This window comes from Pantoea folii, assembly GCF_056678875.1.
Genome location: NZ_JBWXON010000026.1, coordinates 23,942 through 50,257, shown reverse-complemented (window position 1 = coordinate 50,257; position 26,316 = coordinate 23,942). Strand labels below are relative to the sequence as shown.

The following is a 26,316-nucleotide window of genomic DNA, read 5'->3' as shown; positions in this document are numbered from 1 at the left end:
ACTGAAATAAATATCAGGCAAATTGTCCATATAGCTGGTATGACTTCTTACATGGATAATTTCGTAACTCCTTTAATTCATTCTATTTTGTGAGGCATGTCGCGCTTGTTTTCTCGCTTTTGCGCCAGGCTTAATCTGCGTTTTGTACCCCTACAGCACACTCCCTTCAGAGGAATGAAATTATGTGGAAACGTTTACTCTTAACCGCCATGGTCAGTTCAGCACTCAGTGCTTCGGTACTTGCCGCTGACATGACGGTGGGCTTCTCACAGGTTGGCTCGGAGTCTGGCTGGCGTTCAGCAGAAACCAACGTGGCGAAAAGCGAAGCGCAAAAGCGCGGTATCACGTTGAAAATCGCCGATGGTCAGCAGAAGCAGGAAAACCAAATCAAAGCGGTGCGCTCGTTTATCGCACAGGGCGTTGACGCCATCTTCATCGCTCCGGTAGTACAAACCGGTTGGGAACCGGTGCTGGAAGAAGCCAAAGACGCCAAAATCCCGGTGTTCCTGTTAGATCGCGCCATCGTGGTGAAAGATAAGTCGCTGTACATGGCGGTGGTGACCGCAGACAACGTGCTGGAAGGCAAGTTGATCGGTGACTGGCTGGTGAAAACGGTCGGCGATAAGAAGTGTAACGTGGTTGAGTTACAAGGCACCGTAGGTGCCAGCGTAGCCATCGACCGCAAAAAAGGCTTCGCCGAAGCCATCGCGGGTCACAAAAACATCAAAGTGATCCGTTCGCAGTCCGGCGACTTTACCCGTAGTAAAGGTAAAGAGGTGATGGAGAGCTTTATCAAAGCGGAAAACAACGGCAAGAACATCTGCATGGTGTATGCGCACAACGATGATATGGCGATCGGCGCCATTCAGGCCATTAAAGAAGCGGGTCTGAAGCCAGGCAAAGATATTTTGACCGGTTCTATCGACGGCGTACCGGATATCTATAAAGCGATGCTGGCGGGTGAGGCCAATGCCAACGTCGAGCTGACGCCAAACATGGCGGGTCCTGCATTCGATGCGCTGGAGAAATTCAAAAAAGACGGCACGATGCCACCAAAAATCATCAAAACCGAATCGAAACTGTTTCTGCCAGACTCAGCGCAGGCACAGCTCGACACCAAAAAAGGCATGGGTTACTGATCCCCGCAACCGCCCTTCGGGGCGGTTATTCATGACGTAAGGCGAGGTAGAACCTGATGAGCACCGCAGATGCATCCGCACTCCTGACTCTCAACGGTATCAGCAAAGGTTTCCCCGGCGTGAAAGCGCTGGATAATGTCTCATTCAGCATTCGCAAAGGCGAGATCATGGCGCTGCTGGGCGAAAACGGCGCCGGGAAATCCACGCTGATTAAAGTGCTGACCGGCGTGTACACCCGTGATGCAGGCACCATCACCCTGAATGGCACTGCCATTTCACCGCACAATACCGCCGATGCACAGCAAATGGGCATCGGCACGGTTTATCAGGAGGTGAATCTCCTGCCGAATATGTCGGTGGCAGACAATCTCTACATCGGCCGCGAGCCGCGCCGCTTTGGCATGATCGACCGTAAACGTATGGTGCGCGATGCCGATGCGCTGATGCGCAACTACGGTTTTGCGCTCGACGTGGCGCGTCCCCTGGGCCATTACTCGGTGGCGATGCAGCAAATCATTGCGATTTGCCGCGCCGTGGATCTCTCCGCACAGGTGTTAATCCTCGATGAACCCACCGCCAGCCTCGATGCCAGCGAAGTGGAAATGCTATTCACCCTGATGGCGCAACTGAAAGCCAAAGGGATGAGCCTGATTTTTGTGACTCATTTTCTCGACCAGGTATATCGCATCACCGATCGTATTACCGTTTTGCGCAATGGCCAGTTTATAGCCACGCGTGATACGGCATCGCTGCCGCAAATCGAATTGATCAAACTGATGCTGGGGCGCGAGTTACTGGAAACTGCCTTGCAGCGTCAGGGCAGCACGCTGAAAAGCAACCAACCGGTGGTGTCATTCAAAGACTACGGCAAGAAGGGCACCATTGAGCCTTTCGACCTGGAGGTGCGTCCGGGAGAAGTGGTGGGCTTAGCGGGATTACTGGGATCGGGGCGCACGGAAACCGCCGAAGTGCTGTTTGGTATCCGTCGTGCGGATCGGGGTACTGCCACCATCAAAGGCAAAGTGCAGCACATCCGGACACCGGCCAAAGCCTCCCATCTGGGCATGGGGTTCTGCCCGGAAGATCGTAAAACCGACGGTATTATCGGCGCTGCATCGGTGCGCGAGAATATTATTCTGGCGCTACAGGCCCAACGCGGCTGGCTGCGACCGATTAAACGGCGTGAGCAGCAGGCCATCGCCGATCGCTTTATCAAAAGCCTGGGAATTCGCACGCCACATGCCGATCAGCCGGTGGAATTACTCTCCGGCGGTAATCAGCAGAAGGTGCTGCTGTCACGCTGGCTGGTGACGAAGCCGCAATTCTTAATTCTCGACGAACCGACGCGCGGCATTGACGTCGGTGCACATGCCGAGATCATTCGTTTGATTGAAACCCTGTGCGCCGATGGACTGGCGTTACTGGTTATCTCCTCTGAACTCGAAGAGCTGGTGGGCTATGCCGACCGCGTGTTGATCATGCGTGATTTGAAGCAGGTGGCTGAAATCCCGCTGGAGCAGCTGTCGGTGGCATCGATCGTCAATGCCATCGCCGATGGAGGAGCACAACATGCTTGAATCCCCTATGACACATCCAAAACCTGAACGGCGTAAGCCGAAGTTACCGCCAGGCATGCCGCAAATCGTCGCGCTGATTCTGGTGCTGTTGGTGGATAGCCTGGTCGCCAACAATTTTTTTGCCGTGCATATTCAGGACGGCCGCCTGTTCGGCAGCCCGATTGATATCCTCAACCGCGCTGCACCCGTCGCCTTACTGGCGGTCGGTATGACGCTGGTGATTGCCACTGGCGGGATTGATTTGTCGGTCGGCGCAGTGATGGCGATTGCGGGGGCGACAGCGGCCACGCTGACGGTTGCGGGACACAGCCTGAGTTTTATTATTCTCGCCACACTCGGCACCGGCCTGGCCTGCGGCTTATGGAACGGTGTGCTGGTGGCGCTGCTGAAGATTCAGCCGTTTGTGGCCACGTTGATTTTGATGGTGGCCGGGCGCGGTATCGCTCAGCTGATTACCCAGGGTCAGATTGTGACCTTTAACAGCGACAGCCTCGGCTGGTTTGGCAGCGGCTCGCTGTGGATGCTGCCGGTTCCGGTGTGGATAACGCTACTGGTGGCACTGTTAGTGTGGCTGCTGACGCGCAAAACCGCGCTGGGCCTGTTTATCGAAGCGGTGGGGATTAACCTGCGCGCCGCACGTAATGCTGGTGTTAATGGCTGGTTAGTAGTGATGTCCACTTATGCCATTAGCGGCGTGTGTGCGGCAGTCGCGGGCCTGATCGTGGCAGCCGATATACGTGGCGCCGATGCTAACAACGCCGGTCTATGGCTGGAGTTGGATGCCATTCTCGCCGTGGTGATTGGCGGTGCATCGTTGATGGGCGGGCGTTTTAATCTGGTGTTGTCGCTGGTTGGCGCGCTGATTATTCAGTCGATGAACACCGGTATTTTGCTGTCTGGCTTCCCGCCGGAGCTGAATCAGGTGGTGAAAGCGGTGGTGGTGATGTGTGTGCTGTTGCTGCAATCGCCGCGCTTTATCGCCATGCTGAAAGGGAGACGTCCAAAATGATTAAACGCCATCTGCCATTGATGATTACGCTGCTGGTGTTTGTCGCCGGTTATCTGTTCTGCCTGAGTCAGTTCCCTGGCTTTGCCTCGACACGCGTGATCTGTAATATCCTGACCGATAACGCGTTTCTCGGCATTATCGCCGTGGGCATGACATTTGTGATTTTGTCAGGCGGTATCGATCTGTCAGTGGGGGCCGTTATCGCCTTTAGCGGTGTATTTTTGGCGAAAATTATCGGTGATTATCACGTCGATCCGATTCTTGCCTTCGCGATTGTGCTGGCGATGGGAGCACTGTTTGGCGCCATGATGGGCTGGCTTATCGATGCGCTGAAGATCCCGGCCTTTATTATTACCCTGGCGGGGATGTTTTTCCTGCGCGGCTGTAGCTATCTGGTGTCGGAGAATTCGATTCCCATTGATCATCCGTTGTATTCCACACTGTCTAGCCTGGCGTGGAAGATCCCCGGCGGCGGGCGCCTTAGTTTGCTGGCAGTGATTATGCTGGTGGTGGTGATTGGCGGGATCATCCTCGCGCATCGCACGCGTTTTGGTAATCAGGTGTATGCGATTGGCGGCAATCTGACATCAGCGCAGTTGATGGGCGTTTCGACGCGCGCCACCACCATCAAGATTTATATGCTTTCCACCACCCTGGCGACACTGGCGGGGATTGTGTTCTCGATCTATACCTCAGCAGGCTACGCCCTGGCAGGTTTGGGCGTGGAACTGGACGCGATTGCCTCTGTGGTGATCGGCGGCACCTTGCTGTCCGGTGGCGTGGGCACGGTGCTCGGCACGTTGTTTGGGGTGTTGATCCAGGGGCTGATTCAGACATGGATTAACTTCGATGGCACGCTGAGTTCGTGGTGGACGAAGATCGCCATCGGTATTCTGTTGTTCGCGTTTATCGCACTGCAGCGCCTGCTGACCGTGATGTGGGATCGTCAGAAGAATGCGCCGGTTAAGCGTTTAACTTCGTAGTCGTGAGTGGGATGTTCAAGAGGTGCGCAAATTGGCGCACCTTTTTTGTTTTGGGTCGCCGATTCGAGGATGTTGGAGGCTTGGTGCTCAGAATTGTGGATATTGGGAGGGATTGCAGGGGTTGGTGCTCATATTTTGAATGCAACGAACCTGCATAAAGGAGACAAAGGTGGGCAGTGGAGTAAAGCGTACGCCGCAGGGATGCGGCGTCCGAGGCTACAGGGATGTATTCACGCCGACTTTACGCAACGCCCACCTTTGTCGACTGGACCGCGCGTTTTTAGCCACAGCACCCATCTTTGTAAGTTAGGTGGAGTTGCGGATGGTTCGGTGCGAAGCCCCCTAAAGGCCAGCCCGATCGCAAAGGAACCCCGCATCCATGCAGATCGACCGCGCCATCCCTGGCGCGAACGCTTTGCTCTTCGGGCTGGCCTTTATGGGGCAATTGAGACTGTCATTGCTGTAGTCCCTGCAAACTTGAAAGTTCTGTTCAGTACTGGACTAATAAAACATCGCATCAAGCCTCCGTATAGAGACAACGGTGGTCAGGGCTGTTATTGCTGTAGTCAGTGTGAACCTGAGCGTTCAATTCAAATTCAGCGCCAAAAAACCGCAACGAACCTGCATAAAGGAGACAAAGGTGGGCAGTGGAGTAAAGCGTACGCCGCAGGGATGCGGCGTCCGAGGCTACAGGGATGTATTCACGCCGACTTTACGCAACGTCCACCTTTGTCGACTGAACCGCGCGTTTTTAGCCACAGCACCCATCTTTGTAAGTTAGGTGGAGTTGCTGATGGTTCGGTGCGAAGCCCCCTAAAGGCCAGCCCGATCGCAAAGGAACCCCGCATCCATGCAGATCGACCGCGCCATCCCTGGCGCGAACGCTTTGCTCTTCGGGCTGGCCTTTATGGGGCAATTGAGACTGTCATTGCTGTAGTCCCTGCAAACTTGAAAGTTCTGTTCAGTACTGAACTAATAAAACATCGCATCAAGCCTCCGTATAGAGACAACGGTGGTCAGGGCTGTTATTGCTGTAGTCAGTGTGAACCTGAGCGTTCGATTCAAATTCAGCGCCAAAAAACCGCAACGAACCTGCATAAAGGAGACAAAGGTGGGCAGTGGAGTAAAGCGTACGCCGCAGGGATGCGGCGTCCGAGGCTACAGGGATGTATTCACGCCGACTTTACGCAACGCCCACCTTTGTCGACTGAACCGCGCGTTTTTAGCCACAGCACCCATCTTTGTAAGTTAGGTGGAGTTGCTGATGGTTCGGTGCGAAGCCCCCTAAAGGCCAGCCCGATCGCAAAGGAACCCCGCATCCATGCAGATCGGCCGCGCCATCCCTGGCGCGAACGCTTTGCTCTTCGGGCTGGCCTTTAGGGTGCAATTGAGACTGTCATTGCTGTAGTCAGTGCAAACCTGAAAATTCGATTCAAATTCAGCGCCAAAAAAACCGCAACGAACCTGCATAAAGGAGACAAAGGTGGGCGTTGCTATGCTGCCTGGATCGCAGGTTTTAGCCACAAAAAAGCCGCGACTCAACGCGGCTTCAACAGGTCATAACACGATCAGCGCGCTAACCGGTAATACGCCTCATTCCAGCGCAATGCATCTTTAAACGCCGGCAAACGCGTATTCTCATCGATCACCAGCACCTCGATGCCGTTCAGCTCGCCGTACAGATACATATCATCCAAATCCAGTGCCTGACTAAACACCGTATGGTGCGCCCCACCTGCTAAAATCCATGCCTCGGAAGCGGTAGCCAGTGAGGGCTGGGCACGCCACAAGGCACGCGCGACCGGCAATTTCGGCAGCGGTTTCGGCTGCTCAATCGCATCCACCACATTCACCAGCAAACGGAAACGATCGCCCATATCAATCACACTGGCATTCACCGCGCGACCAGCCGGCGTGGAGAAAATCATGCGCGCCGGATCCGCTTTGCCACCAATGCCAAGGAACTGCACGTCAATTAACGGCTTCGCCTCTTTAGCAATCGAAGGGCACACTTCCAGCATATGTGAACCCAGCACCAAATCATTGCCCGGGGAAAAGTGATAGGTGTAATCCTCCATAAATGAAGTACCGCCCGCACGATTCCCGGCTTGCACCTTCAAAATATGCAGCAGCGCAGCGGTCTTCCAGTCACCTTCACCGGCAAAACCATAACCCTGGCCCATCAAACGTTGAACGGCCAAGCCTGGCAACTGCGTCATGCCGTGCAGAGTCTGGAAATTGGTGGTAAAGGCTTTGCAGCCCTCATCATCGAGGAAACGCTTCAAACCTAATTCAATGCGCGCCGCATCCAGCACGTTCTGACGCTTCTCGCCATTCACGGCGGCAGCCTCGCCGAACAAATACTGGCTCTCGTATTCATCGATCAGCGCATGCACATCGCCATCGCTGACGCTGTTCACCACCTCGACTAAATCACCCACGCCCCAACCGTTGACCGAATAACCAAACTGAATCTGCGCCGCCACCTTATCGCCTTCGGTCACCGCCACTTCGCGCATATTGTCGCCAAAGCGCGCCACTTTCAGCTGCTGGCTGGCCTGCTTCGCAAGTGCCGCATTGATCCAGCGTCCGATGCGTTGCTGGCTGGTCTTATCCTGCCAGTGGCCAGTCACCACGCTGTGCTGTAAGCCCATGCGCGCGCCGATAAAGCCGAACTCTCGGCCGCCATGTGCGGTCTGGTTCAGGTTCATAAAGTCCATATCCATACTGTCCCACGGAATTTCTGCGTTGAACTGGGTATGGAATTGCAACAGCGGCTTATTCAGGATACTCAGCCCACCAATCCACATCTTGGCCGGTGAGAAGGTATGTAACCAGGTAATGATACCGACACAACTATTGTCGTGATTAGCCTCGCGGCACAGCGCCAGCGCTTCATCCGGTGATTTCACCAGCGGCTTCAACACCAGCGGTACCGGCAGTGTGCCTGCCTGATTCAATCCGTCCATCACCTGGCGCGCGTGATGTTCAACCTGGCGCAAGGTTTCCGCTCCGTAGAGATGCTGCGTTCCAATCACAAACCAAACGTTCTGTTCCATTTCTCGCTCCTTTACTTAGCGGATGTGGCGCGGGCGGCATACTGAGGTTCAGCGGCCTGGCACCAGTTTTGATAGCGTTGATAAAGCTGTTGATAGCCCGCCACGCGCAGACTGTTGGGTTGCAAGGTCACAGCGATCGGACTTGCCATCACCTGCTGTGCGGCAGGCACATCGGCATACACGTTTGCGGCGACGGCGGCAAAAATGGCAGCACCCAGCGCGCAGCACTCGTCAGAAGCCACGATATCCAGCGGACGGTTCATCACGTCGCAACAGGCTTGCATAATGGCGGGGGACTTCCGTGCGATACCGCCGAGCGTCAGAATGCTCTCCACCGGAATCTGCTGCTTCTCGAAACACTCCATAATGGCGCGGGCACCAAAGGCCGTGGCAGCCACCAGACCACCAAACAACGCAGGCGCGTCGGTGCCAAGATTCAAATCGGTGATTACGCCTTTCAGGCGCTGATTTGCATCCGGTGTTCGACGCCCGTTGAACCAATCGAGAACCACGGGCAGATGATCAAGCTGGGGATCGGCAGCCCAGGCTTCGGTAAGGGAACGGATTAAATCCTGCTGCATCTCGGCGAGTTGCGGCTGCAACTCAGGATGGCGCGTCACGGCCTGCTGCAACGGCCAGCCCAGCAAGCGGCTAAACCAGGCGTAGATATCACCAAACGCCGATTGACCCGCTTCGCAGCCGATGGCGCCCGGTACCACGCTGCCATCGACCTGGCCGCAAATGCCTTTAATGGCGCGATCGCCGACTTTCTCGCTGTCGGCAATTAAAATGTCGCAGGTTGAGGTGCCAATCACTTTCACCAGCGTATAAGGCTGCGCGCCCGCACCGACCGCACCCATATGACAGTCGAAGGCCCCACCGGACAAAATCACCTGCTCAGACAATCCCAAACGCTGCGCCCATTCGCTGGAAAGCGTGCCCACCGGTACATCAGCAGTGAAGGTGTCGGTAAACAATGGAGAATCCAGCTGCTCAACCAACATCGGATCGAGTGCACGGAAAAAATCTGCGGGCGGTAAACCCTGCCATTCAGGATGCCACAGCGATTTATGCCCGGCGGCGCAGCGTCCGCGTTGCAGCTGTGCTGGGGCAGTGCGACCGCTCAACAGTGCCGGTACCCAATCGCAGAGTTCCACCCAAGACACTGCCGCATCACGCACTGCTGCATCCTGGCGTGACACGTGCAGAATCTTGGCCCAGAACCACTCCGACGAATACACGCCGCCGATATAGCGGGTGTAATCGGTGAAATGACCATTGCGGCACAGCTGATTAATCTCTTCCGCTTCTTCAATCGCGGTGTGATCTTTCCACAACACAAACATAGCGTTGGGGTTGGTGGAGAATTCCGGGCGCAAGGCTAACACGTTGCCGTCACGGTCAATCGGTGCAGGGGTTGAACCCGTTGAATCCACGCCTATCCCCACCACGGCAGCGCGTTGTTCGGGAGTTAACGCTTGCACCACCGCGACCACCGCCTGCTCCAGCGCGTCGATATAGTCTTGTGGATGATGGCGAAAACGGTTGGCGTGCGCGTCACAGAATTCACCCTTCGCCCAGCGTGGATAGTTCACCACCGCCTTTTCCAGCTCTTTACCACTGTGGCAGTCCACGGCGAGGGCACGCACCGAGTCACTGCCAAAATCCAGCCCAATTGTTATGGCGCCAGCACCCATTGGGATTCTCCTGTGTGAGTTATCTGGCTCTATCCTGGAATGCGGGTGCATAAGCGGTTAGTCATCGCTGGCTGAGAATATGCACTTTTCTGTCATCGGAACCGTTCTGTGATCGGCAGCAAAAGTTAATGACTGGTTAATTTCGCTGAATATATGGAGGAATTGGTCATCGTTTTGGGATGTGATACCGCTCTACATTTTTCTTCGCCATTACCGCTACAACTAGCCCAGCGTTTGCACAGCCTTTGTACAACCTTTGAGCTAACGCGCTGATTTTGCGCTGTACCCAAACGTGAAATCCAATTGGTAGCGTTTACACCGATTCGTTATTAACAGCGATAAAACATCATTGTGCCGGAGAGCATCATGCATAAATTCACTAAAGCGCTGGCGGCGGTAGGTCTCGCCGCGGTTATGTCACAATCCGCTATCGCCGAGACCATGAAACTCGGTTTCCTCGTCAAACAACCGGAGGAACCCTGGTTCCAGACCGAATGGAAGTTCGCTGATAAGGCTGGCAAAGATCTCGGCTTTGACGTGATCAAAATTGCCGTGCCCGACGGCGAGAAAACCCTGAATGCCATTGATAGCCTGGCGGCGAGCGGGGCCAAAGGCTTCGTGATTTGCACCCCGGACCCGAAGCTGGGTTCAGCCATCGTGGCGAAGGCGCGTAGCTATGGCCTGAAAGTGATTGCGGTTGATGACCAGTTTGTTACCGCCAAAGGCAAGCCAATGGACACCGTGCCGTTGGTGATGATGGCCGCAACCAAAATCGGTGAGCGCCAGGGACAGGAACTCTACAAAGAGATGCAGAAGCGCGGCTGGGATGCGAAAGAGACCGGCGTCATGGCGATTACCGCCAATGAGCTGGACACTGCGCGTCGTCGCACCGGCGGTTCGATGGAAGCGCTGAAAGCGGCTGGATTCCCGGAGAAGCAAATCTATCAGGTGCCGACCAAATCCAACGATATTCCGGGGGCATTTGATGCCGGTAACTCGCTGCTGGTGCAGCATCCAGAAGTGAAACACTGGCTGATTGTCGGCATGAATGACAACACCGTGCTGGGTGGCGTGCGCGCGACCGAAGGCCAGGGCTTTAAAGCGCCCGACGTGATTGGCATTGGCATCAACGGCGTGGATGCGGTGAGCGAGCTGTCTAAAGGCGCACCAACCGGCTTCTACGGTTCGCTGCTGCCAAGCCCGGATGTGCACGGTTATAAGAGCAGCCAGATGCTTTACAACTGGGTGACCAAAGGCGAAGAGCCCGCGAAGTTCACCGAAGTCACCGATGTGGTGCTGATTACCCGCGACAACTTCAAAACTGAGTTGGCGAAGAAAGGGCTGATGTAAGTCGCCTGATTGATAAACGCAGCCTCCATCCCGGGTGTTGCAGCAGGTTGGCAATCGCGTTTGCTCCAGTTTCATTAATGGCTGGGGCAAAGCGCGAAGACAACGCGGCAACGGCGCGAAGGATGGAGGCGAAGAGGAGTTTCCATGGAAACTGATAAAGCCTTTCTGTCCTTTCATGGCATCAGTAAAACCTTTCCGGGCGTCAAGGCGCTGCAGGATATCTCATTCCAGTGCCGCGCCGGGGAAGTGCACGCGCTGATGGGCGAAAACGGCGCAGGGAAATCCACGCTGTTAAAGATTCTCAGCGGCAGTTATCAGCCGACTGAAGGTGAAATTCGCATCAAAGGCGAAACCAAAAGCTTCAACAACACCGTGGATGCGCTGGATGCGGGTGTGGCGATCATCTATCAGGAACTGCATCTGGTGCCTGAGATGAGCGTGGCGGAAAACATCTATCTCGGCCAATTACCCCATAAACGCGGGTTGGTGAATCGCAAACTGCTGCGCTACGAAGCGGATTTGCAGCTAAAAAATCTTGGCATGGATATCGATCCTGATATGCCGCTGAAATATCTGTCGCTCGGCCAGTGGCAAATGGTGGAGATTGCCAAAGCGCTGGCGCGCAATGCGCGCATCATCGCTTTTGATGAGCCGACCAGTTCACTTTCGGCGCGTGAAATCGAGCATCTGTTCCGCGTCATCCGACAGCTGCGCGATCAGGGCCGTACCGTGCTGTATGTGTCGCATCGCATGGAGGAAATTTTTGCCCTAAGTGATGCGATCACCGTGTTCAAAGATGGTCGCTACGTGCGCACTTTCACTGATATGCCGAATACGCATCATGACGACCTGGTGCAGGCGATGGTGGGGCGTAACCTCGGCGATATCTACGGTTATGCGCCGCGTGCCTTAGGCAAAGTGCGTTTGCAGCTTGACCAGGTCGAAGCCAAAGGCGTGCGCATGCCGATTTCGCTCACGGTGCGAGCCGGTGAAATCGTCGGCCTGTTTGGGCTGGTGGGGGCGGGGCGCAGCGAATTGATGAAAGGGCTGTTTGGTGCCACCAAACTGCGCGGCGGCAGCGTGTCGCTGGATGGCAAAAAGCTCAACATCCGTCAGCCGATCGATGCGATCCGCGCGGGCATCATGCTGTGCCCGGAGGATCGTAAATCCGAAGGGATTATTCCGGTGCACTCGGTGCGCGACAACATCAATATCAGCGCACGCCGCCATAACCTCACGGCGGGTTGTCTGATTAAACCCGGCTGGGAGGCGAAAAACGCCGATCTCCACATCCGCTCACTGAATATCAAAACGCCAGGGCCGCAGCAGCTGATCATGAACCTTTCAGGGGGCAATCAGCAGAAGGCGATTCTGGGCCGCTGGCTGTCCGAAGAGATGAACGTGATTCTGCTGGATGAGCCGACGCGCGGTATTGATGTCGGTGCCAAACATGAGATTTATAACCTGATTTACCAACTGGCAAATAAAGGGATCGCGGTGCTGTTTGCTTCCAGCGATCTGCCCGAAGTCATGGGGCTGGCTGACCGCATCGTGGTGATGCGCGAAGGTGAAATTGCCGGAGAACTGCCACACGACGCGGCCACGGAGCAGCTGACGCTGAGCCTGGCGATGCCGAAAACCCCTCAAGCGGCCGCCGTGGCCTGATGTAAAGGAGAGCAACAATGGCTTCATCTACCACTTCCAACACGCCACCGGTGCAGCGTAACGGCCTGCAACTGGGGCGTATCTGGGATAACTTCGGCATGCTGGTGGTCTTCGCACTGCTGTTTATCGTTTGCACTATCTTCGTACCCAACTTTGGCACGTTCATCAACATGAAAGGGCTGGGGCTTGCCATGTCGATGTCCGGCATGGTGGCCTGCGGCATGTTGTTCTGCCTCGCGTCAGGCGATTTTGACCTTTCCGTAGCGTCGGTGATTGCCTGCGCCGGCGTAGTGACCGCTGTAGTGATTAACATGACAGAGAGCCTGTGGCTGGGTGTTGCGGCCGGTTTAGTGCTCGGTATGGCCACCGGATTCATTAATGGCTTCGTGATTGCCCGGCTGAAGATCAATGCGCTGATCACCACGCTGGCGACGATGCAGATTGTGCGTGGTCTGGCCTATATCTTCTCTGACGGTAAAGCGGTGGGCATCGAGGATGAACGCTTCTTCACCCTCGGTTATGCCAACTGGCTGGGCTTGCCAGCGCCGATCTGGCTGACCATCGCCACCATGATTGTGTTTGGCTTCGTGCTGAATAAAACCACCTTTGGCCGCAACACGCTGGCGATTGGCGGTAATGAAGAAGCGGCACGTCTGGCTGGAGTGCCGGTGGTGCGTACCCGCATCATCATCTTCATTCTTTCGGGACTGGTTTCGGCGGCGGCGGGCATTATTCTGGCCTCGCGCATGACCAGTGGTCAGCCGATGACTTCACTCGGTTATGAATTGATCGTGATTTCAGCCTGTGTGCTGGGCGGCGTTTCGCTGAAAGGTGGCATCGGTAAGATCTCTTATGTGGTGGCGGGCGTGCTGATTCTGGGTACGGTTGAGAATGCGATGAATTTATTGAATATCTCGCCGTTCTCACAGTATGTGGTGCGCGGTTTGATACTGTTAGCGGCGGTGATTTTTGACCGCTACAAACAGAAAAACAAAGCGGCCTGATTCCAGCCGTGAAAGATGAGGCAGGGCGGCCAAATGGTCGCCCTTCTGGCGCGCGGCACTGCGCATTTACAGGTTACCGTGAGGGCACTATGTACCATCGTGAACCCCCCAGTGAGCAGCAGAACCCACTGCTACCCGGCTATCCGTTTAATGCCTGGCTGGTGGCGGGCTTAACACCGATCAATGCCAACGATCAGCTGGACTTCTTTATCGACAGACCGCTCGGCATGAAGGGTTACATCCTTAATCTGACCATCAAAGGTCAGGGCCGCATTTTTGATGGCGAATCTGCGTTTGACTGCGAACCCGGTGACTTGCTGCTGTTCCAGCCTAAAACCCCGCACTACTATGGCCGTTCACCAGACAGCCCATGCTGGTTCCACCGCTGGGTCTATTTCCGTCCACGGGCTTACTGGACGGACTGGTTGCAGTGGCAGGATGAGAGTCAGGGCGTGGGGCGGTTAAGCTTGCCGGAAGCGCAACGTGCCGAGTTTGATCGTCTGTTTGCCAGCATTGAGCAAACCCACAACTCAGGCCGTCGCTTTGCCGAGGAACTGGCGATGAATCTGCTGGAGCGCTTGCTGTTGCGTGCGGTGGAAGAAGATCCGCGCAGTCATCAGCAAATCCGCGATCCGCGCGTGATTGAAGCCTGCCAATACGTCACTAACCATCTGGCAAGCGAGGTAAAAATCGAGGAAGTGGCGCGCCATGTGTGTCTTTCCCCATCACGACTGGCGCATCTGTTTCGCGAACAGATGGGGATCAATTTGCTGCGCTGGCGCGAAGATCAGCGGGTGATCCGCGCCAAACTGTTACTGCAAACCACTCAGGAGCCCATTGCCTCGGTCGGGCGCGAAGTGGGTTATGACGATCAGCTCTATTTCTCTCGCGTGTTCCGTAAACGGGTTGGTGTCAGTCCCAGTGATTTCCGGCGTCGCAGTCAGGATGCGCACGATGCCCTGGTGGCGCAGGAAAGCTGGCAACCGGCACGGAGTGCGATCTCCTGAGTTTTCAGGTGATTCCGCCTTGTTGTTACCGGCTGATTCGTCTTAAATCAGTCTGGTAACGAACAAGAGGAATGAGAATGAGCGATAAATTACGTGTCGGCCTGATTGGCTACGGTTTTGCCAGCAAAACCTTTCATGCTCCTTTGATCGTCGGTACGCCAGGCGTTGAACTGGCAGCCGTCTCCAGCAGCGATGCCAGCAAGGTGCATGCAGATTGGCCCTCGGTGCAGGTGGTCTCTGATCCACAAGCTCTGCTGGATGACCCGACACTGCAACTGATTGTGATACCCACGCCAAATGATACTCACTTCCCGTTAGCCAAAGCGGCGCTGAATGCCGGTAAACATGTGGTGGTGGATAAACCGTTCACCGTGACACTGTCACAAGCGCGTGAGCTGGATGCACTGGCTAAGGCTAAAGGGCTGCTGCTCTCCGTTTTCCATAATCGTCGTTGGGACAGTGACTTCCTGACGCTGAAAACCTTGCTGGCTGATGGCGCCTTAGGTGATGTGCGTTATCTCGAATCGCATTTTGATCGCTTCCGTCCAGAAGTTCGTCAGCGCTGGCGTGAGATGAAAGGCCCGGGCAGCGGTATCTGGTTTGATCTTGGACCGCATGTGCTGGACCAGGCGCTGCAATTATTTGGTCCGCCGGTGGCGATCAACGTGGATATGGCTGAACTGCGTCCGGGTGCGCAAACCACCGATTATTTCCACGCAGTGCTGACCTATCCTACCCGTCGTGTAGTGTTGCACGCCAGCATGCTGGTGGCGGCAGAATCGGCGCGCTTCGTGGTGCACGGCACGCGGGGCAGTTACGTCAAATACGGCCTGGATCCGCAGGAAGATCGTCTGAAAGCGGGTGAACGTCCACCGCAGGAAGACTGGGGCTACGACATGCGCAACGGTACCCTGACGCTGGCAGAAGGCGATGTGATGGTGGAGAAAGAGCTGCTGACGCTGCCGGGTAACTATCCGGCTTACTATGCAGCAATTCGTGATGCGATTGCGGGCACCGGTGAAAACCCGGTACAGGCTGAAGAGGCGATTCAGGTGATGGAGTTGATCGAACTCGGCTTACAGTCCGCTGAGAAGCGCCAGACGATGTCGCTGAAGTGATAAAACGAAAGCGCACCCTGCGGGAACCGATGCCATCAAAAGCTCAGTTCACCCAGGTGCGGCTTGATTAAAAGGTGCGCAGCGATGCGCACCTTTTTTACTTTAAGGCGCGTTATCCCGCCACGCGCTGACGCAGTGCCGCTTTCTCTGCATCGCTGAGGAAGGCAATCGTCACACCATTTTCCTGCGCCTGGCGCATCTCTTCGGCAGTGAGTCCTGCCTGCGGCGCAGCGTTCTCATACTCATGCGCCAGCTCAATTCCCTGAACCGCCGGATCATCGGTGTTGATGGTGGCGAGAATGCCATGCTGCAGGAAGGCTTTGAGCGGATGAGTGGCCAGCGATGCCACGGTGCTGGTCTGAATGTTCGAAGTCATGCAGGATTCAATGCCAATACGCTGCTCAGCCAGGAAGTCCATCAGCGCACGGTCTTCAATCGCTTTCACACCATGGCCAATACGCTCCGCACCGAGCTCGCGAATCGCCTGCCAGATGCTTTCCGGGCCAGCGGCTTCACCGGCGTGCACGGTAATGCGGAAACCAGCATCACGCGCGCGATTGAAGTGGCTGAGGAACTCACTGCCCGGGAAGCCGAGCTCATCACCAGCCAGATCCACAGCAGTAATCCCATCGCGGTGTGCCAGCAGACCTTCCAGTTCGCGCAGGCAGGCTTCATCACCAAAGGTACGGCTCATAATGCCGATCAGGTTCACATCCACGCCGTACTGTTTTACGCCAGCGCGCACGCCATCAATCACGGCTTCCACTACACCGGCAATCGGCAGGTTATGCGTCATCGCCATATAGCCCGGCGAGAAACGCAGTTCTGCATAATGAATCCCTGCGCGAGCGGCATCTTCCACGTTTTCCAGCGCAATGCGGCGGCAGGCATCTAAATCGCCCAACACTTTCACGCCCCAATCCAGCTTCTGCAGGAAGCTCACCAGGTCGGGTTCATTGGCCGTCACTTGCACATGCGGACGCAGATCGTCGAGCGAATTGGCTGGCAGTGCGAGATTAAACTGGCGACCTAAATCAAGAATGGTTTGTGCGCGGATGTTGCCATCAAGGTGGCGGTGGATGTCGGTCAGGGGGAGTTTCAGGTCAATCATGTCGCACTCGCTAAAGTTTCATAAAGTGCAGAGCATTATAAAAACATCTTGCGCAACAGCGCCAGTGATTTGCGCAAGTCATGAAATGGATGCTGAATTAATCAGCATCCGAGCGCATTTAATACGATTTTAAAGCCGCAATCAGGCGATCCAGCCCGTCATTCAGTTTGCTACGTGGACAACCCGCGTTGAGGCGCAGATAACCGCGGCTGGCATCACCGTAAGTCGAACCCGGCATGATCGCCACCTTGTACTGATGAATCAGCTGCTGTTGCAGTGCCTGCTCATCAATACCGAGCGGAGTAAGATCAATCCATGCCAGATAGGTGGCGGCAGGGGGCTGGCAGTTTAGAGCGGGAAACGCGGCATTAAGCCGTTGCGCGATGTGCTGCATATTCGCCTGCAAATAATCGCGCAGTGCATCCAGCCAGGCTGAACCTTCACGATACGCGGCAATGGTCGCCGCGACGGCCATCACCGCCGGTGACGATAGGCCGTCCTGCTGCTTCAGTGCGTGGAACCAGGCCTGGCGATCGGCTTCATGCGGAATGATGCCCCACGCGCCGGTCAGCGCCGGAATGTTGAAACTCTTTGATGCCGATGTAAACAACGCCCAGGGAGATTGCGCCACCTGGCTCCACGGGATGTGCTGTGCGTCGCCCAACACCATATCCATATGGATCTCATCGCTGATCACTTTCACATCGTGACGCGCACAGAGCGCGGCCATTTGCTGCAACTCCTCACGCCGCCACACTTTGCCGGTAGGATTGTGCGGGCTGCACAGCAGCATCACTTTGCAATCGGGTCGTGCCAGCAGCGGTTCCAGCTGCGTCATATCACACTGCCAGTCATTACCCTGGCGCTTTAGCGGCAGTTCCAGCACGCGGCGCTGATTACCGTTGATGGTGTTATGAAATGCATCGTAGGCAGGCGTATGAATCAGCACTTCATCGCCGGGTTTGGTCCAGTGGCGCAGCATCTGCGCCACCATGTAGATCACCGACGGGCCGTAAACCAGCGATTGCGCCTCAACCTCTGTGGCAAAACGGCGCTGCATCCAGTGTTGAATCGCCGAGGTAAAGTCCTCATGCTGCCAGCGGCTGTAGCCCAATACGGCATGGTTTAACCGCTGTTGCAGGGCCTCAATGATGCAGGGTGCCGTCGCGAAATCCATATCGGAGATGGTGAAGGGCAATAAGCCCTCCACACCAAAGCGGTCCGCCACGAAATCCCACTGCGTACACCAGCTGCCGTGGCGATCCACGGCCTGGTCGAAATCAAACCTCTGCATCATGACACCGTCGCGCTCATCAGGTGCGCCATTTCATCTTTCACCGACTGCACCTGCGGACCGATCACCACTTGCAGGCTGGTTTGGTTGAGATGCACCACACCAATTGCACCGTTGGCTTTTAACGCGGCATCGTCTACCTTACTCATGTCAGCAATGGTGAGGCGCAGACGCGTCAGGCAGTTATCCAGCGAGGTGATGTTGTCCACGCCGCCCAACGCCGTCAGAATCGCCGGGGTGTTGTAACCTGATTTCCCCACGCCCGCGCGGCTGACCTGCTGTTCCACGCTGCTGGCTTCTGCTTCACGACCCGGAGTCTTGATGTTGAAGCGGGTGATAGCAAACCGGAAGATGGCGTAGTAACCCACGAACCACACCGCCGCAATCACCGGCACCCAATACCATTTGGTGGAGAGGCCGTGCAGCACGCCGAACACGAAGAAGTCGATAACGTTGCCGTCGGTGTTACCGATGGTCACGCCGAGAATCGCCATCACAGTGAAGCCCAGGCCCGTCAACAGGGCGTGGATCAAATACAGTACCGGTGCGACGAACAGGAACAGGAATTCGATCGGTTCGGTAGTCCCGCCGACCACGCAAGCCACCACACCCGAAATCAGCAGCCCTTTAATTTTGTGACGATTTTCAGGACGTGCGCAGTGATAAATCGCCAGTGCGGCACCCGGCAAACCACCGAGGAAGGCTGGCATTTTGCCTTGCGACAGGAAACGCGTGGCGCTTTCCGCAAAGCCGTGGGTATCCGGGCAAGCCAGCTGCGCCTGGAAGATGGTGAGGGCACCGCTGACGCTCTTTCCACAGACGTCGAGCGTGCCGCCCGCATCGGTGAAGCGAATAATTGCCACCAGAATATGTTGCAGACCAAACGGCAGCAGCAGACGTTCGCCGGTGCCGAAGATCATCGGGCCGAATTGACCCGCACTGTTGATCATCCAGCCGAGGCCGGTGATGGCGCGCGCAAAGAAGGGCCAAATCAGAGGCACCACTAAGCCGAGTAAGCCCATCACCACGGTGGTGACAATCGGCACAAAGCGCGTACCGCCGAAGAAGGCCAGCGCATCCGGCAGACGGATATTGTGGAAGCGTTCATGCAGCCAGAACACCACCACACCAACAATCACCGCGCCGAGAATACCGGTGTCGATCGACTGAATGCCAAGGATGTTTTGTACGTTGTTGGCTTTCAGCACCGCCGCATCGGTGGTCGGCAAGATGCCATTGATATTGAGCCAGAAGTTCACGCTCAGGTTCAGCACTGCGTAGCCGACAAAACCGGCAAAGGCAGCGACGCCTTTGTTCTCCCGCGCCATGCCCAGAGGAATCGCAATCGCGAACATCACCGGCAGATAACTGAAGGCAAATGAACCCAGCTTCGCCATCCAGATAAACAGGTATTGCAGGAACGGCTGATCGAGCATCGGAATCAGCGTCAGCACATCGTGGCTGCTCAGTGAACTACCGATCCCGAGCAAAATGCCGCAGAACGACAGCAGGGCAACGGGCAACATAAAGGTTTTACCCAGACTCTGGAAAAATTCCCAAAGTGACATTTTGGGTCGGCTGGCGGACATAGTCTCTCCTGGTTAAAAAGCGGCAAATTTTCAAAATGGTAAAGAATGATAAAACGTTTTACCAAGCAGTTTTGTGGCTATAGTCACAAAGCGTGACTAATCCCAGGCTTTATTTTTGCGTGAATCAGTGTAACGTTTTACCTCTTTGTTTCTTCATCAGTTGTTGGAAACGGAACCGGATGTCTCAGCCTAAAACCACTATTCACGATGTCGCGCAGGCGGCTGGCGTATCGGTATCGACAGTCTCTCTGGTGCTGTCCGGTAAAGGACGTATCTCTTCCGCCACGGCCGAGCGGGTTAATCAGGCGATTGAACAGTTGGGTTACGTACGTAACCGTTCAGCTTCCATCCTGCGTGGCGGTGAGAGTGGTGTCATAGGTTTGATTGTGCGCGATCTCAGCCAGCCGTTTTATGCGGCGATGACGGCGGGGCTGAGTGAAGTGCTGGAGCAGCAGGGAAAAGTGCTGGTGCTGACGCAAAGCGGACAACACGGGCAGCATCTGCAACGCTGCTTCGATTCTCTGGCCGCTCAGGGCGCGGATGGCATTGTGTTGGGTGGTGCCGTTGCGCAGGCGGAAACGCTGGTCGCGCAGGCGCATGAGCAACAGATTGCGCTCATTTGCGCCGCGCGGGCCAGTAGCCTCGACAAGGTCGATTCCTTGCGTCCGGATAACAGCCAGGCGGCGCGCATCGCCACCGAATATCTGATCCGTCAGGGGCATCAGCGTATCGCGTGGGTCGGCGGATTGGGTTCTTCTCTAACGCGCGCGGAACGTATTGGCGGCTATTGTGCGACCCTGTTGCAATACGGTTTACCGTTTCGTCCAGACTGGATCATTGAGTGCGACGATCGGCAGCAGAGCGTATCGGCATTGACGCAGGACCTGCTGCACCACCATCCGCGCATCACCGCTATCATTGCCCATAACGCCAGTACCACGCTCGGCTGCTATTTTGGTGCGATTCATAGCGGACGTTCGCTGGGCGAAGATGCGGTGGACAGCTACTTCACGCAAAAGCTGGCGCTGGTCGGCTTTAATGACGATCCGCTACGCGAGTCGTATGATTCTTCTCTGACGTTTGTCAGCAGTGAAGCGCGTGATGTGGGAAGGCGAGCGGGGGAAAGGATGCTGCAACGACTGGCGAAACCGGATGCGGAAGTGCAAACGCTGATTGTGCCGCCGCAGTTGGTGCGGGGCGTTTAGCGGCGCGATAGCTCGCGCCGCGGGTATATCGCTGTTACTCAGGCATCCCTTCGCTGGTCTGCGCGCCCAGCATATAGCGTGACAGGAACTGCTCCAGTGACATCTTGTCGCCGTTCATTGTCACCTGACCGTTGCCGTACTGCAGGCTGGTGGTGATGTTGTCATCCTGCTGCTGCGTCAGACGGAACATCTGCCCCATTGCCGCCAGACCTTTCACCTGCTGATCCGCCAGCTTCTGCGCATCGTCGCTCTGATAACCTTCAGCCAGCCCCACATGACGCATCGCTTCGGTAGCCATTGGCATGTTGATGTTCAGCTTGCCATCGAGCGTTTTCAGCACGCGATCCACTGCTGCGCCCAACGTCTGCGCTTCACCGGTGACGGTAGCGGGATCGTTAAAGCCGATGCTGAGGTTAAAGGTACTTTCCCCTTTATCGTTTTTCCAGCTCAGCGGCGCGATGCTGACGGTCGGTGAACCCTTCAGCAGCGTCGGCAGGTTATTCTTCAGGATGGTCTGCACGCTAGCCTGATAGCGGACGGGATCCTCGACTAAACCTGGCTGGTTCAGCAGTGCCTGCATCTGCGCGTTGTAGCTGTCCGAGAAGGTTTTCACCGCTTGCGCATCAAACTGTGCAAACTTCATCGCCAGCTTAGCTTCGCCGAACGGTTGCTTCTGCAGGCTGATGTTGCCGACGTTCATATTCAGATCGCCGCCGATTTTGCCATCTTTATTATCGAAGGAGGATTGGGTGTCCAGCTTCTGCAATGACAAACCTTCCTGACCGTTAATGCTGGCGTCGAGTTTATCCAGACTGATGGACTGATCGCCCACGCGCACACCTTCCGGGCTGAGATGGGTATCACCCTTCAGCTTCAGGCCGTTAAGGGTAAACAGCACCGGCTGCTCAACCTGGTTTTTGCTGGTAACAGCGATGCTAGAGAAATCGCCATTCAGACTGACTTTATCGCCCTTACTGTCGGCGCTGATTTCCAGGGTGCCGCCGTTGGTGGCGAGACGATCGCCGGTCTGCGCGTTGTTATAATCCACCGCCAGCAGATCCAGTGCCGTGTCAGTGGCACCGCTGTACCCGACGCGAGTATCAGCGGTCACCAGTGATTTACCGTTGGTGAGTTCAAACAGTTTCTTTACCGCATCGGTGTTTTCCAGCTCGGTATGCACCGAAGCCATGCTCGGAATCAGACTGCCGCGCTTCAACTGCGCAAAGGGAAAGGGACCATGGTCGATGGTTTCGTTCAGCACGATGCTTTGACCCGGTTTCAGCAGCGGGTTGTCTTCCGTCTGTGAACTGGCCTGAATCACCAGTTTGGTTTTGCTGCTGAAGATGCCGCGCTGGTAATCCTGATAGCTGAGCGTCAGGCGAGCGTTTGGCGCATAGGCATTAAGCTGAGTGTTGGCGTTCTGCAACATCTGATCCATATGGCTTTCCAGCTGCTTGCCGGTAAACCAGGCCGCGCCTGTCCAGATCACGCCGATCGCTACAATGATACCTACGGCAACCTTGGTCTTTTTCATCGCTGAGTCGTCCTTATCCTTGGGTCCGCACGCCGCTGCTTGGGGGCGGCGGTGAAGAAAAACGCCCGCAGGCGTTTTAAAGTAATAGTTTGAAAGAATAGCAGTTAATGCTGGTATCGTCAGCCGGATCAGCTGAGCGCGTTATAAACCCGCGCCAGGCGTCCTGTACCTGCGGCATTAACCGGGGATTCATTGGCAGCAACGAAGCATGATTCACCGGGCTTCAACAGCAGTTGCTCACCTGACTTCTCAATCACCGCCTGACCTTCGATACAGAACAGCAGCGCCGCACTCTGTTGCGCTAACGGCTGCGGTGTGGCGGAAAGAGCGTGGATGGCAAAGGCAAAATCGTCTACCGGAATTGGGAAGTTCAGCGTGTCGCCCACTTGCTGAGGCTGCGTCAACAGCGTGGCAGCCGGTTTGGCCTCAAACTTCAGGTTCGCCATCAACTCTGGAATATCGATGAATTTCGGTGTCAGACCCGCGCGCAGAACGTTATCGGAATTCGCCATGACTTCGAGTGCCACCCCTTTTAAATAGGCATGCGGCGTCTCGGCAAACAGGAACATGGCTTCGCCAGGCTGCAGGGTGATGACGTTCAGCAACAACGGCGAGAACAAGCCGGTATCGTCCGGATAATCAGCCGCAATGCTTTTGATGGTCTGCCAGGGTTCGCCACTACGCGAGTTAAGTGCAGATTTCAGCACCGCCAACGCCAGTGATTTAGGCTCGTCTTTTAACGACAGCAGGGTGGAGAACAGTTTGGCGAGGCTTGCCTCATCAGGTTTTTCGAGGAAGTGAGCGATCTGCGGATGAGCACCGGCCACCGGCTCAAGCAGTGAGACGATTTCGTGCATCTCGCGGAAGCCGTTCATCGCCTGGAATGGTGTCAGGGCATACACCAGTTCCGGCTTGTGATTCGCGTCTTTATAGTTGCGCTCAGCAGCGCCAATCGGAATACCGGCGGCATTCTCGCGCGCAAATCCCTCTTCGGCTGCGGCTTTGCTTGGGTGAACCTGAATCGATAAGGCCTGATCGGCACACAGCACCTTAAACAAAAACGGCAACTCACCAAAACGCTGTGCGACGGCCGCGCCTAAGGCTGCGGTTTGGTCATCATTGATGACATCGCGCAGGGAACGCGTTTCACCTTTGATCTCAACGGTTGACGGACTCTTCGGATGAGCGCCCATCCACAGCTCCGCCATCGGTAATCCTTGTGGGTTCTCAATGTCGTAAAGTTCGGTCAGCGCAGTTTTGCTGCCCCAAGCGTAATTTTGCAGCGAATTGTTCATTTTTTGCATCGTTTACCCTTAATAACCGTAAGTAAATAGGCTTATTAAAGCAGAAAGTGCCATACAAAATACATCAACAAGTGCAATAAACGCGATGGGCTCGCATAATGTTAATTTCTTGTGTGTGACAATCTTGCTCGCTCAACGGCGTCGCGGGAAGACGACCTGAGCGGAAACCTCAAATCTGAGCTAAGGAGACGTAGTCATGGCAGCGAATCGCATTGAAAAAGATTCAATGGGACCGATCGAAGTACCGGCAGATAAGTTGTGGGGGGCACAAACCCAGCGTTCGCTGGAGCATTTCCGTATCTCAACCGAGAAGATGCCCGTTGCACTGGTGCATGCTTTGGCGTTGACCAAACGCGCTGCAGCACAGGTGAACCGCGATCTCGGCCTGCTTCCGGCTGAGCGTGCAGAAGCGATTCTGAAAGCGGCTGACGAAGTGCTGGCTGATAAACACAGTGAAGAGTTTCCGCTGGCCATCTGGCAGACCGGTTCCGGTACCCAGACCAACATGAACATGAACGAAGTGCTGGCCAACCGCGCCAGTGAAATTCTCGGCGGCGAGCGTGGCATGTCGCGTTTGGTGCACCCAAACGACGACGTCAATAAGAGCCAAAGCTCCAACGATGTGTTCCCCACCGCCATGCACGTGGCCGCGGTCATCGCCGTGCGGGAGCAGCTGATTCCGCAGATTCATGTGCTGAAAAAGACCCTGAGCGAGAAGTCTGAAGCCTTTAAAGACATCGTGAAGATTGGTCGTACCCACCTGCAGGATGCCACGCCATTGACGCTGGGCCAGGAAATTTCTGGTTGGGTGGCAATGCTGGAACATAACCTCAAGCACATCGAACACAGCATTCCACACGTGGCCGAACTGGCACTGGGTGGCACCGCCGTAGGCACCGGTTTAAACACCCATCCCGAGTATGCGGTGCGCGTGGCGAAAGCGCTGGCCGATCTGACACAGCAACCGTTTGTGACTGCGCCGAATAAATTTGAAGCGCTGGCAACCTGTGATGCGCTGGTGCATGCACATGGCGCATTGAAAGGTCTGGCGGCTTCACTGATGAAGATCGCTAACGACGTGCGCTGGCTGGCATCGGGTCCGCGTTGTGGTATTGGCGAACTTTCCATTCCAGAGAACGAACCGGGCAGCTCCATCATGCCAGGTAAAGTGAACCCAACCCAGTGCGAAGCATTGACCATGCTGTGCTGCCAGGTGATGGGTAACGATGTTGCGGTGAATATTGGTGGTGCTTCAGGCAACTTTGAGTTGAACGTGTTCCGTCCAATGGTGATCCACAACTTCCTGCAGTCCATTCGCTTGCTGGCCGACGGGATGGACAGCTTCAACCATCACTGTGCAGTGGGCATCGAACCGGTGCGCGAGCGTATCGATCAGTTGCTGAACGAGTCGCTGATGCTGGTGACGGCGCTGAATACCCATATCGGTTATGACAAAGCGGCGGAAATCGCCAAGAAAGCCCATAAAGAAGGGCTGACGCTGAAAGGCTCGGCGCTGAAACTCGGTTATCTGACTGAAGAGCAGTTTGACGAGTGGGTACGTCCTGAAGAGATGGTTGGCAGCATGAAGCAATAATTATTGCGATAACTGAGGGGGAATGCCGCTCAGTTCAGCGATGATTGGCGATAACAGAGGCGGCCTGAGGGCCGCTTCTTCATTAAAGCTTGTCACTCCACAAGTGCAGCCGTGGGATCACCAGATGCAGCGGCTGCGCTAGCGGCTTATGACGATGCGTGACGTTATCGGCATCGTAGTCCAGCAATTCCCCTAGAATCGGTACCTGAGTTTTATCCCGACACAGCACCAGCAGCGGTGAAGGGCAGGCGAGTTGCACCTGCTTCTTATTACTGGCGCGCCAGACGCGGGCAATCGGTTGGACCTTAACCGGACGCTTGATTTTCAGTTTGGCATCGACAGGCAGTGACAAAATCATCTCCAGTTCTTGCTGCACCTTCTCGGCCCACTGTTCGCGCGTCCAGGGCGCTTGCGCACGGTTTGCCTTTAGGCTGCGTTCCAGCTGCTCGACCACGGCTTCACGGGTCAGGTTTTTAATGATGTTCTTGTTGGCCCAGCCAAAGCGCAGGCTATCCGGCGCGTGCAGCAGGGTCACACTGCGATAGGCGTTCAGGGTGATTAAACCGCGCAAATGCTGGTGAACAAATTCAAAGCGCGCCTCACTCGGCAGCCCCGACTCCACGGTAATCAGGTGTTCCAGGCGCAGCTTAAGCGCATTGATATCGGCCACCTGCTGACTGATGTGCTCGCTGACGGCTTCATCCGCTTGTATACAGATGGCGCCAGGCAAACGCACCGCAGCCTTGGTGCTGAGTTTTTCCGACTGATGCTGCATAAACAGACGACAGTAGTGAGCCAGCGCCATGTCTCGCGCTTTCTGCCCGAGATGTTGAGTCACGGCGATACGCTCAATTTCATCATTCTCGTGGCCTTTCTCGATTTCGGGCAAGCTGAATGCGCGCGCGATCAGCAACGGCTGCTGTTCGACTTGCTGGCGCAGGCTACTTAAACCGCGTTCCAGTGCGTTGACGCACTCGTGCAAATCAGCCACTAAATCATAGCGAGACATGTTACGCTCCATAGTTACAACATACCATTTAACTTATCGTATTTGGTGCCAATCTTCCACTCTGAAAC

The 26,316-nt window shown here is 55.6% G+C and carries 19 protein-coding genes; 11 read left to right on the top strand and 8 right to left on the bottom strand.

Annotation, left to right across the window (positions count from 1 at the left end; translation table 11 throughout):
- Window positions 1–182: 182 nt before the first annotated feature.
- The 4 genes from ytfQ to yjfF are packed head-to-tail and all read left to right on the top strand — an operon-like array spanning window position 183 to window position 4,708.
- Window positions 183–1,139: a galactofuranose ABC transporter, galactofuranose-binding protein YtfQ gene (gene ytfQ / locus AC1MDE_RS23680; RefSeq protein ID WP_058962431.1), complete on the top strand. Its 957-nt coding sequence runs from the start codon at window positions 183–185 to the stop codon at window positions 1,137–1,139.
- A gap of 56 nt (window positions 1,140–1,195) precedes the next feature.
- Complete coding sequence (ytfR, locus tag AC1MDE_RS23675; protein WP_058962432.1) at window positions 1,196–2,716, top strand: galactofuranose ABC transporter, ATP-binding protein YtfR; 1,521 nt, start codon at window positions 1,196–1,198, stop codon at window positions 2,714–2,716.
- Window positions 2,709–3,725, top strand: a complete 1,017-nt coding sequence (ytfT, locus tag AC1MDE_RS23670; RefSeq protein ID WP_058962433.1) for a galactofuranose ABC transporter, ATP-binding protein YtfT — start codon at window positions 2,709–2,711, stop codon at window positions 3,723–3,725. The genes ytfR and ytfT overlap by 8 nt, the downstream gene beginning before the upstream one ends.
- Window positions 3,722–4,708 carry a galactofuranose ABC transporter, permease protein YjfF gene (yjfF, locus tag AC1MDE_RS23665; RefSeq protein WP_038647220.1) on the top strand — a complete coding sequence of 329 codons (987 nt, stop codon included), beginning with the start codon at window positions 3,722–3,724 and terminating at the stop codon, window positions 4,706–4,708. The genes ytfT and yjfF overlap by 4 nt, the downstream gene beginning before the upstream one ends.
- A gap of 1,568 nt (window positions 4,709–6,276) precedes the next feature.
- Here the strand turns inward: yjfF and araA are convergent.
- Both araA and AC1MDE_RS23655 read right to left on the bottom strand, forming a co-directional pair.
- Window positions 6,277–7,767 (bottom strand): L-arabinose isomerase, encoded by a 1,491-nt coding sequence (gene araA / locus AC1MDE_RS23660; protein ID WP_479400943.1) that lies wholly within the window; start codon window positions 7,765–7,767, stop codon window positions 6,277–6,279.
- An 11-nt stretch (window positions 7,768–7,778) separates the two neighbouring features.
- On the bottom strand, window positions 7,779–9,464 hold the full coding sequence (locus tag AC1MDE_RS23655) for a ribulokinase (RefSeq protein ID WP_479400942.1): 1,686 nt from the start codon (window positions 9,462–9,464) through the stop codon (window positions 7,779–7,781).
- A gap of 366 nt (window positions 9,465–9,830) precedes the next feature.
- On the opposite strand from AC1MDE_RS23655, the gene AC1MDE_RS23650 reads away from it, so the two are divergent.
- The 5 genes from AC1MDE_RS23650 (at window position 9,831) to AC1MDE_RS23630 (ending at window position 15,608) form a co-directional block, all read left to right on the top strand.
- A complete protein-coding gene (locus AC1MDE_RS23650) occupies window positions 9,831–10,814 on the top strand; it encodes an arabinose ABC transporter substrate-binding protein (RefSeq protein WP_038647214.1) in 984 nt (327 codons plus the stop codon).
- Window positions 10,815–10,958: 144 nt separating this feature from the next.
- Window positions 10,959–12,479 (top strand): L-arabinose ABC transporter ATP-binding protein AraG, encoded by a 1,521-nt coding sequence (gene araG / locus AC1MDE_RS23645; protein ID WP_479400941.1) that lies wholly within the window; start codon window positions 10,959–10,961, stop codon window positions 12,477–12,479.
- Window positions 12,480–12,496: 17 nt separating this feature from the next.
- The gene (gene araH, locus AC1MDE_RS23640; protein WP_058960017.1) at window positions 12,497–13,483 is read left to right on the top strand and encodes an L-arabinose ABC transporter permease AraH; all 987 of its coding nucleotides are present in this window, start codon (window positions 12,497–12,499) and stop codon (window positions 13,481–13,483) included.
- An 89-nt stretch (window positions 13,484–13,572) separates the two neighbouring features.
- Window positions 13,573–14,490 (top strand): arabinose operon transcriptional regulator AraC, encoded by a 918-nt coding sequence (gene araC / locus AC1MDE_RS23635; RefSeq protein ID WP_058960016.1) that lies wholly within the window; start codon window positions 13,573–13,575, stop codon window positions 14,488–14,490.
- Between the two features lie 77 nt (window positions 14,491–14,567).
- Entirely contained in the window at window positions 14,568–15,608 is a 1,041-nt protein-coding gene (locus tag AC1MDE_RS23630; RefSeq protein WP_337022713.1) for an oxidoreductase, read from the top strand.
- Window positions 15,609–15,720: 112 nt separating this feature from the next.
- Here AC1MDE_RS23630 and add read toward each other — a convergent pair whose 3' ends face one another.
- From add to malX, 3 genes are all read right to left on the bottom strand, one after another.
- A complete protein-coding gene (gene add / locus AC1MDE_RS23625; protein ID WP_479402678.1) occupies window positions 15,721–16,719 on the bottom strand; it encodes an adenosine deaminase in 999 nt (332 codons plus the stop codon).
- A gap of 118 nt (window positions 16,720–16,837) precedes the next feature.
- Window positions 16,838–18,016: a MalY/PatB family protein gene (locus AC1MDE_RS23620; protein ID WP_479402677.1), complete on the bottom strand. Its 1,179-nt coding sequence runs from the start codon at window positions 18,014–18,016 to the stop codon at window positions 16,838–16,840.
- Window positions 18,013–19,602, bottom strand: coding sequence for a maltose/glucose-specific PTS transporter subunit IIBC (gene malX / locus AC1MDE_RS23615; RefSeq protein WP_058960013.1), 1,590 nt, complete (start codon window positions 19,600–19,602; stop codon window positions 18,013–18,015). Before malX ends, AC1MDE_RS23620 begins: the two co-directional genes overlap by 4 nt.
- A gap of 179 nt (window positions 19,603–19,781) precedes the next feature.
- Here malX and malI point away from each other — a divergent pair, with 179 nt between their 5' ends.
- Window positions 19,782–20,807 carry a Mal regulon transcriptional regulator MalI gene (gene malI, locus AC1MDE_RS23610; RefSeq protein ID WP_034827374.1) on the top strand — a complete coding sequence of 342 codons (1,026 nt, stop codon included), beginning with the start codon at window positions 19,782–19,784 and terminating at the stop codon, window positions 20,805–20,807.
- Window positions 20,808–20,841: 34 nt separating this feature from the next.
- Here malI and AC1MDE_RS23605 read toward each other — a convergent pair whose 3' ends face one another.
- Together AC1MDE_RS23605 and manA are read right to left on the bottom strand one after the other, a co-directional pair.
- The gene (locus AC1MDE_RS23605; protein ID WP_480345139.1) at window positions 20,842–22,341 is read right to left on the bottom strand and encodes a YdgA family protein; all 1,500 of its coding nucleotides are present in this window, start codon (window positions 22,339–22,341) and stop codon (window positions 20,842–20,844) included.
- A 128-nt stretch (window positions 22,342–22,469) separates the two neighbouring features.
- Window positions 22,470–23,645, bottom strand: coding sequence for a mannose-6-phosphate isomerase (gene manA, locus AC1MDE_RS23600; RefSeq protein ID WP_058960011.1), 1,176 nt, complete (start codon window positions 23,643–23,645; stop codon window positions 22,470–22,472).
- Window positions 23,646–23,841: 196 nt separating this feature from the next.
- Between manA and fumC the strand changes: the two genes are divergently transcribed.
- Window positions 23,842–25,239 (top strand): class II fumarate hydratase, encoded by a 1,398-nt coding sequence (gene fumC / locus AC1MDE_RS23595; RefSeq protein WP_479398446.1) that lies wholly within the window; start codon window positions 23,842–23,844, stop codon window positions 25,237–25,239.
- Window positions 25,240–25,321: 82 nt separating this feature from the next.
- Here fumC and tus read toward each other — a convergent pair whose 3' ends face one another.
- On the bottom strand, window positions 25,322–26,248 hold the full coding sequence (gene tus / locus AC1MDE_RS23590) for a DNA replication terminus site-binding protein (protein WP_479398447.1): 927 nt from the start codon (window positions 26,246–26,248) through the stop codon (window positions 25,322–25,324).
- Window positions 26,249–26,316: the final 68 nt, after the last annotated feature.

What these genes read in the sequence shown, in the direction of transcription:
- ytfQ (WP_058962431.1), top strand. Translation starts at nt 183, where the DNA reads ATGTGGAAACGTTTACTCTTAACCGCCATGGTCAGTTCAGCACTCAGT.
- ytfR (WP_058962432.1), top strand. Translation starts at nt 1,196, where the DNA reads ATGAGCACCGCAGATGCATCCGCACTCCTGACTCTCAACGGTATCAGC.
- ytfT (WP_058962433.1), top strand. Translation starts at nt 2,709, where the DNA reads ATGCTTGAATCCCCTATGACACATCCAAAACCTGAACGGCGTAAGCCG.
- yjfF (WP_038647220.1), top strand. Translation starts at nt 3,722, where the DNA reads ATGATTAAACGCCATCTGCCATTGATGATTACGCTGCTGGTGTTTGTC.
- araA (WP_479400943.1), bottom strand. Translation starts at nt 7,767, where the DNA reads ATGGAACAGAACGTTTGGTTTGTGATTGGAACGCAGCATCTCTACGGA.
- AC1MDE_RS23655 (WP_479400942.1), bottom strand. Translation starts at nt 9,464, where the DNA reads ATGGGTGCTGGCGCCATAACAATTGGGCTGGATTTTGGCAGTGACTCG.
- AC1MDE_RS23650 (WP_038647214.1), top strand. Translation starts at nt 9,831, where the DNA reads ATGCATAAATTCACTAAAGCGCTGGCGGCGGTAGGTCTCGCCGCGGTT.
- araG (WP_479400941.1), top strand. Translation starts at nt 10,959, where the DNA reads ATGGAAACTGATAAAGCCTTTCTGTCCTTTCATGGCATCAGTAAAACC.
- araH (WP_058960017.1), top strand. Translation starts at nt 12,497, where the DNA reads ATGGCTTCATCTACCACTTCCAACACGCCACCGGTGCAGCGTAACGGC.
- araC (WP_058960016.1), top strand. Translation starts at nt 13,573, where the DNA reads ATGTACCATCGTGAACCCCCCAGTGAGCAGCAGAACCCACTGCTACCC.
- AC1MDE_RS23630 (WP_337022713.1), top strand. Translation starts at nt 14,568, where the DNA reads ATGAGCGATAAATTACGTGTCGGCCTGATTGGCTACGGTTTTGCCAGC.
- add (WP_479402678.1), bottom strand. Translation starts at nt 16,719, where the DNA reads ATGATTGACCTGAAACTCCCCCTGACCGACATCCACCGCCACCTTGAT.
- AC1MDE_RS23620 (WP_479402677.1), bottom strand. Translation starts at nt 18,016, where the DNA reads ATGATGCAGAGGTTTGATTTCGACCAGGCCGTGGATCGCCACGGCAGC.
- malX (WP_058960013.1), bottom strand. Translation starts at nt 19,602, where the DNA reads ATGTCCGCCAGCCGACCCAAAATGTCACTTTGGGAATTTTTCCAGAGT.
- malI (WP_034827374.1), top strand. Translation starts at nt 19,782, where the DNA reads ATGTCTCAGCCTAAAACCACTATTCACGATGTCGCGCAGGCGGCTGGC.
- AC1MDE_RS23605 (WP_480345139.1), bottom strand. Translation starts at nt 22,341, where the DNA reads ATGAAAAAGACCAAGGTTGCCGTAGGTATCATTGTAGCGATCGGCGTG.
- manA (WP_058960011.1), bottom strand. Translation starts at nt 23,645, where the DNA reads ATGCAAAAAATGAACAATTCGCTGCAAAATTACGCTTGGGGCAGCAAA.
- fumC (WP_479398446.1), top strand. Translation starts at nt 23,842, where the DNA reads ATGGCAGCGAATCGCATTGAAAAAGATTCAATGGGACCGATCGAAGTA.
- tus (WP_479398447.1), bottom strand. Translation starts at nt 26,248, where the DNA reads ATGTCTCGCTATGATTTAGTGGCTGATTTGCACGAGTGCGTCAACGCA.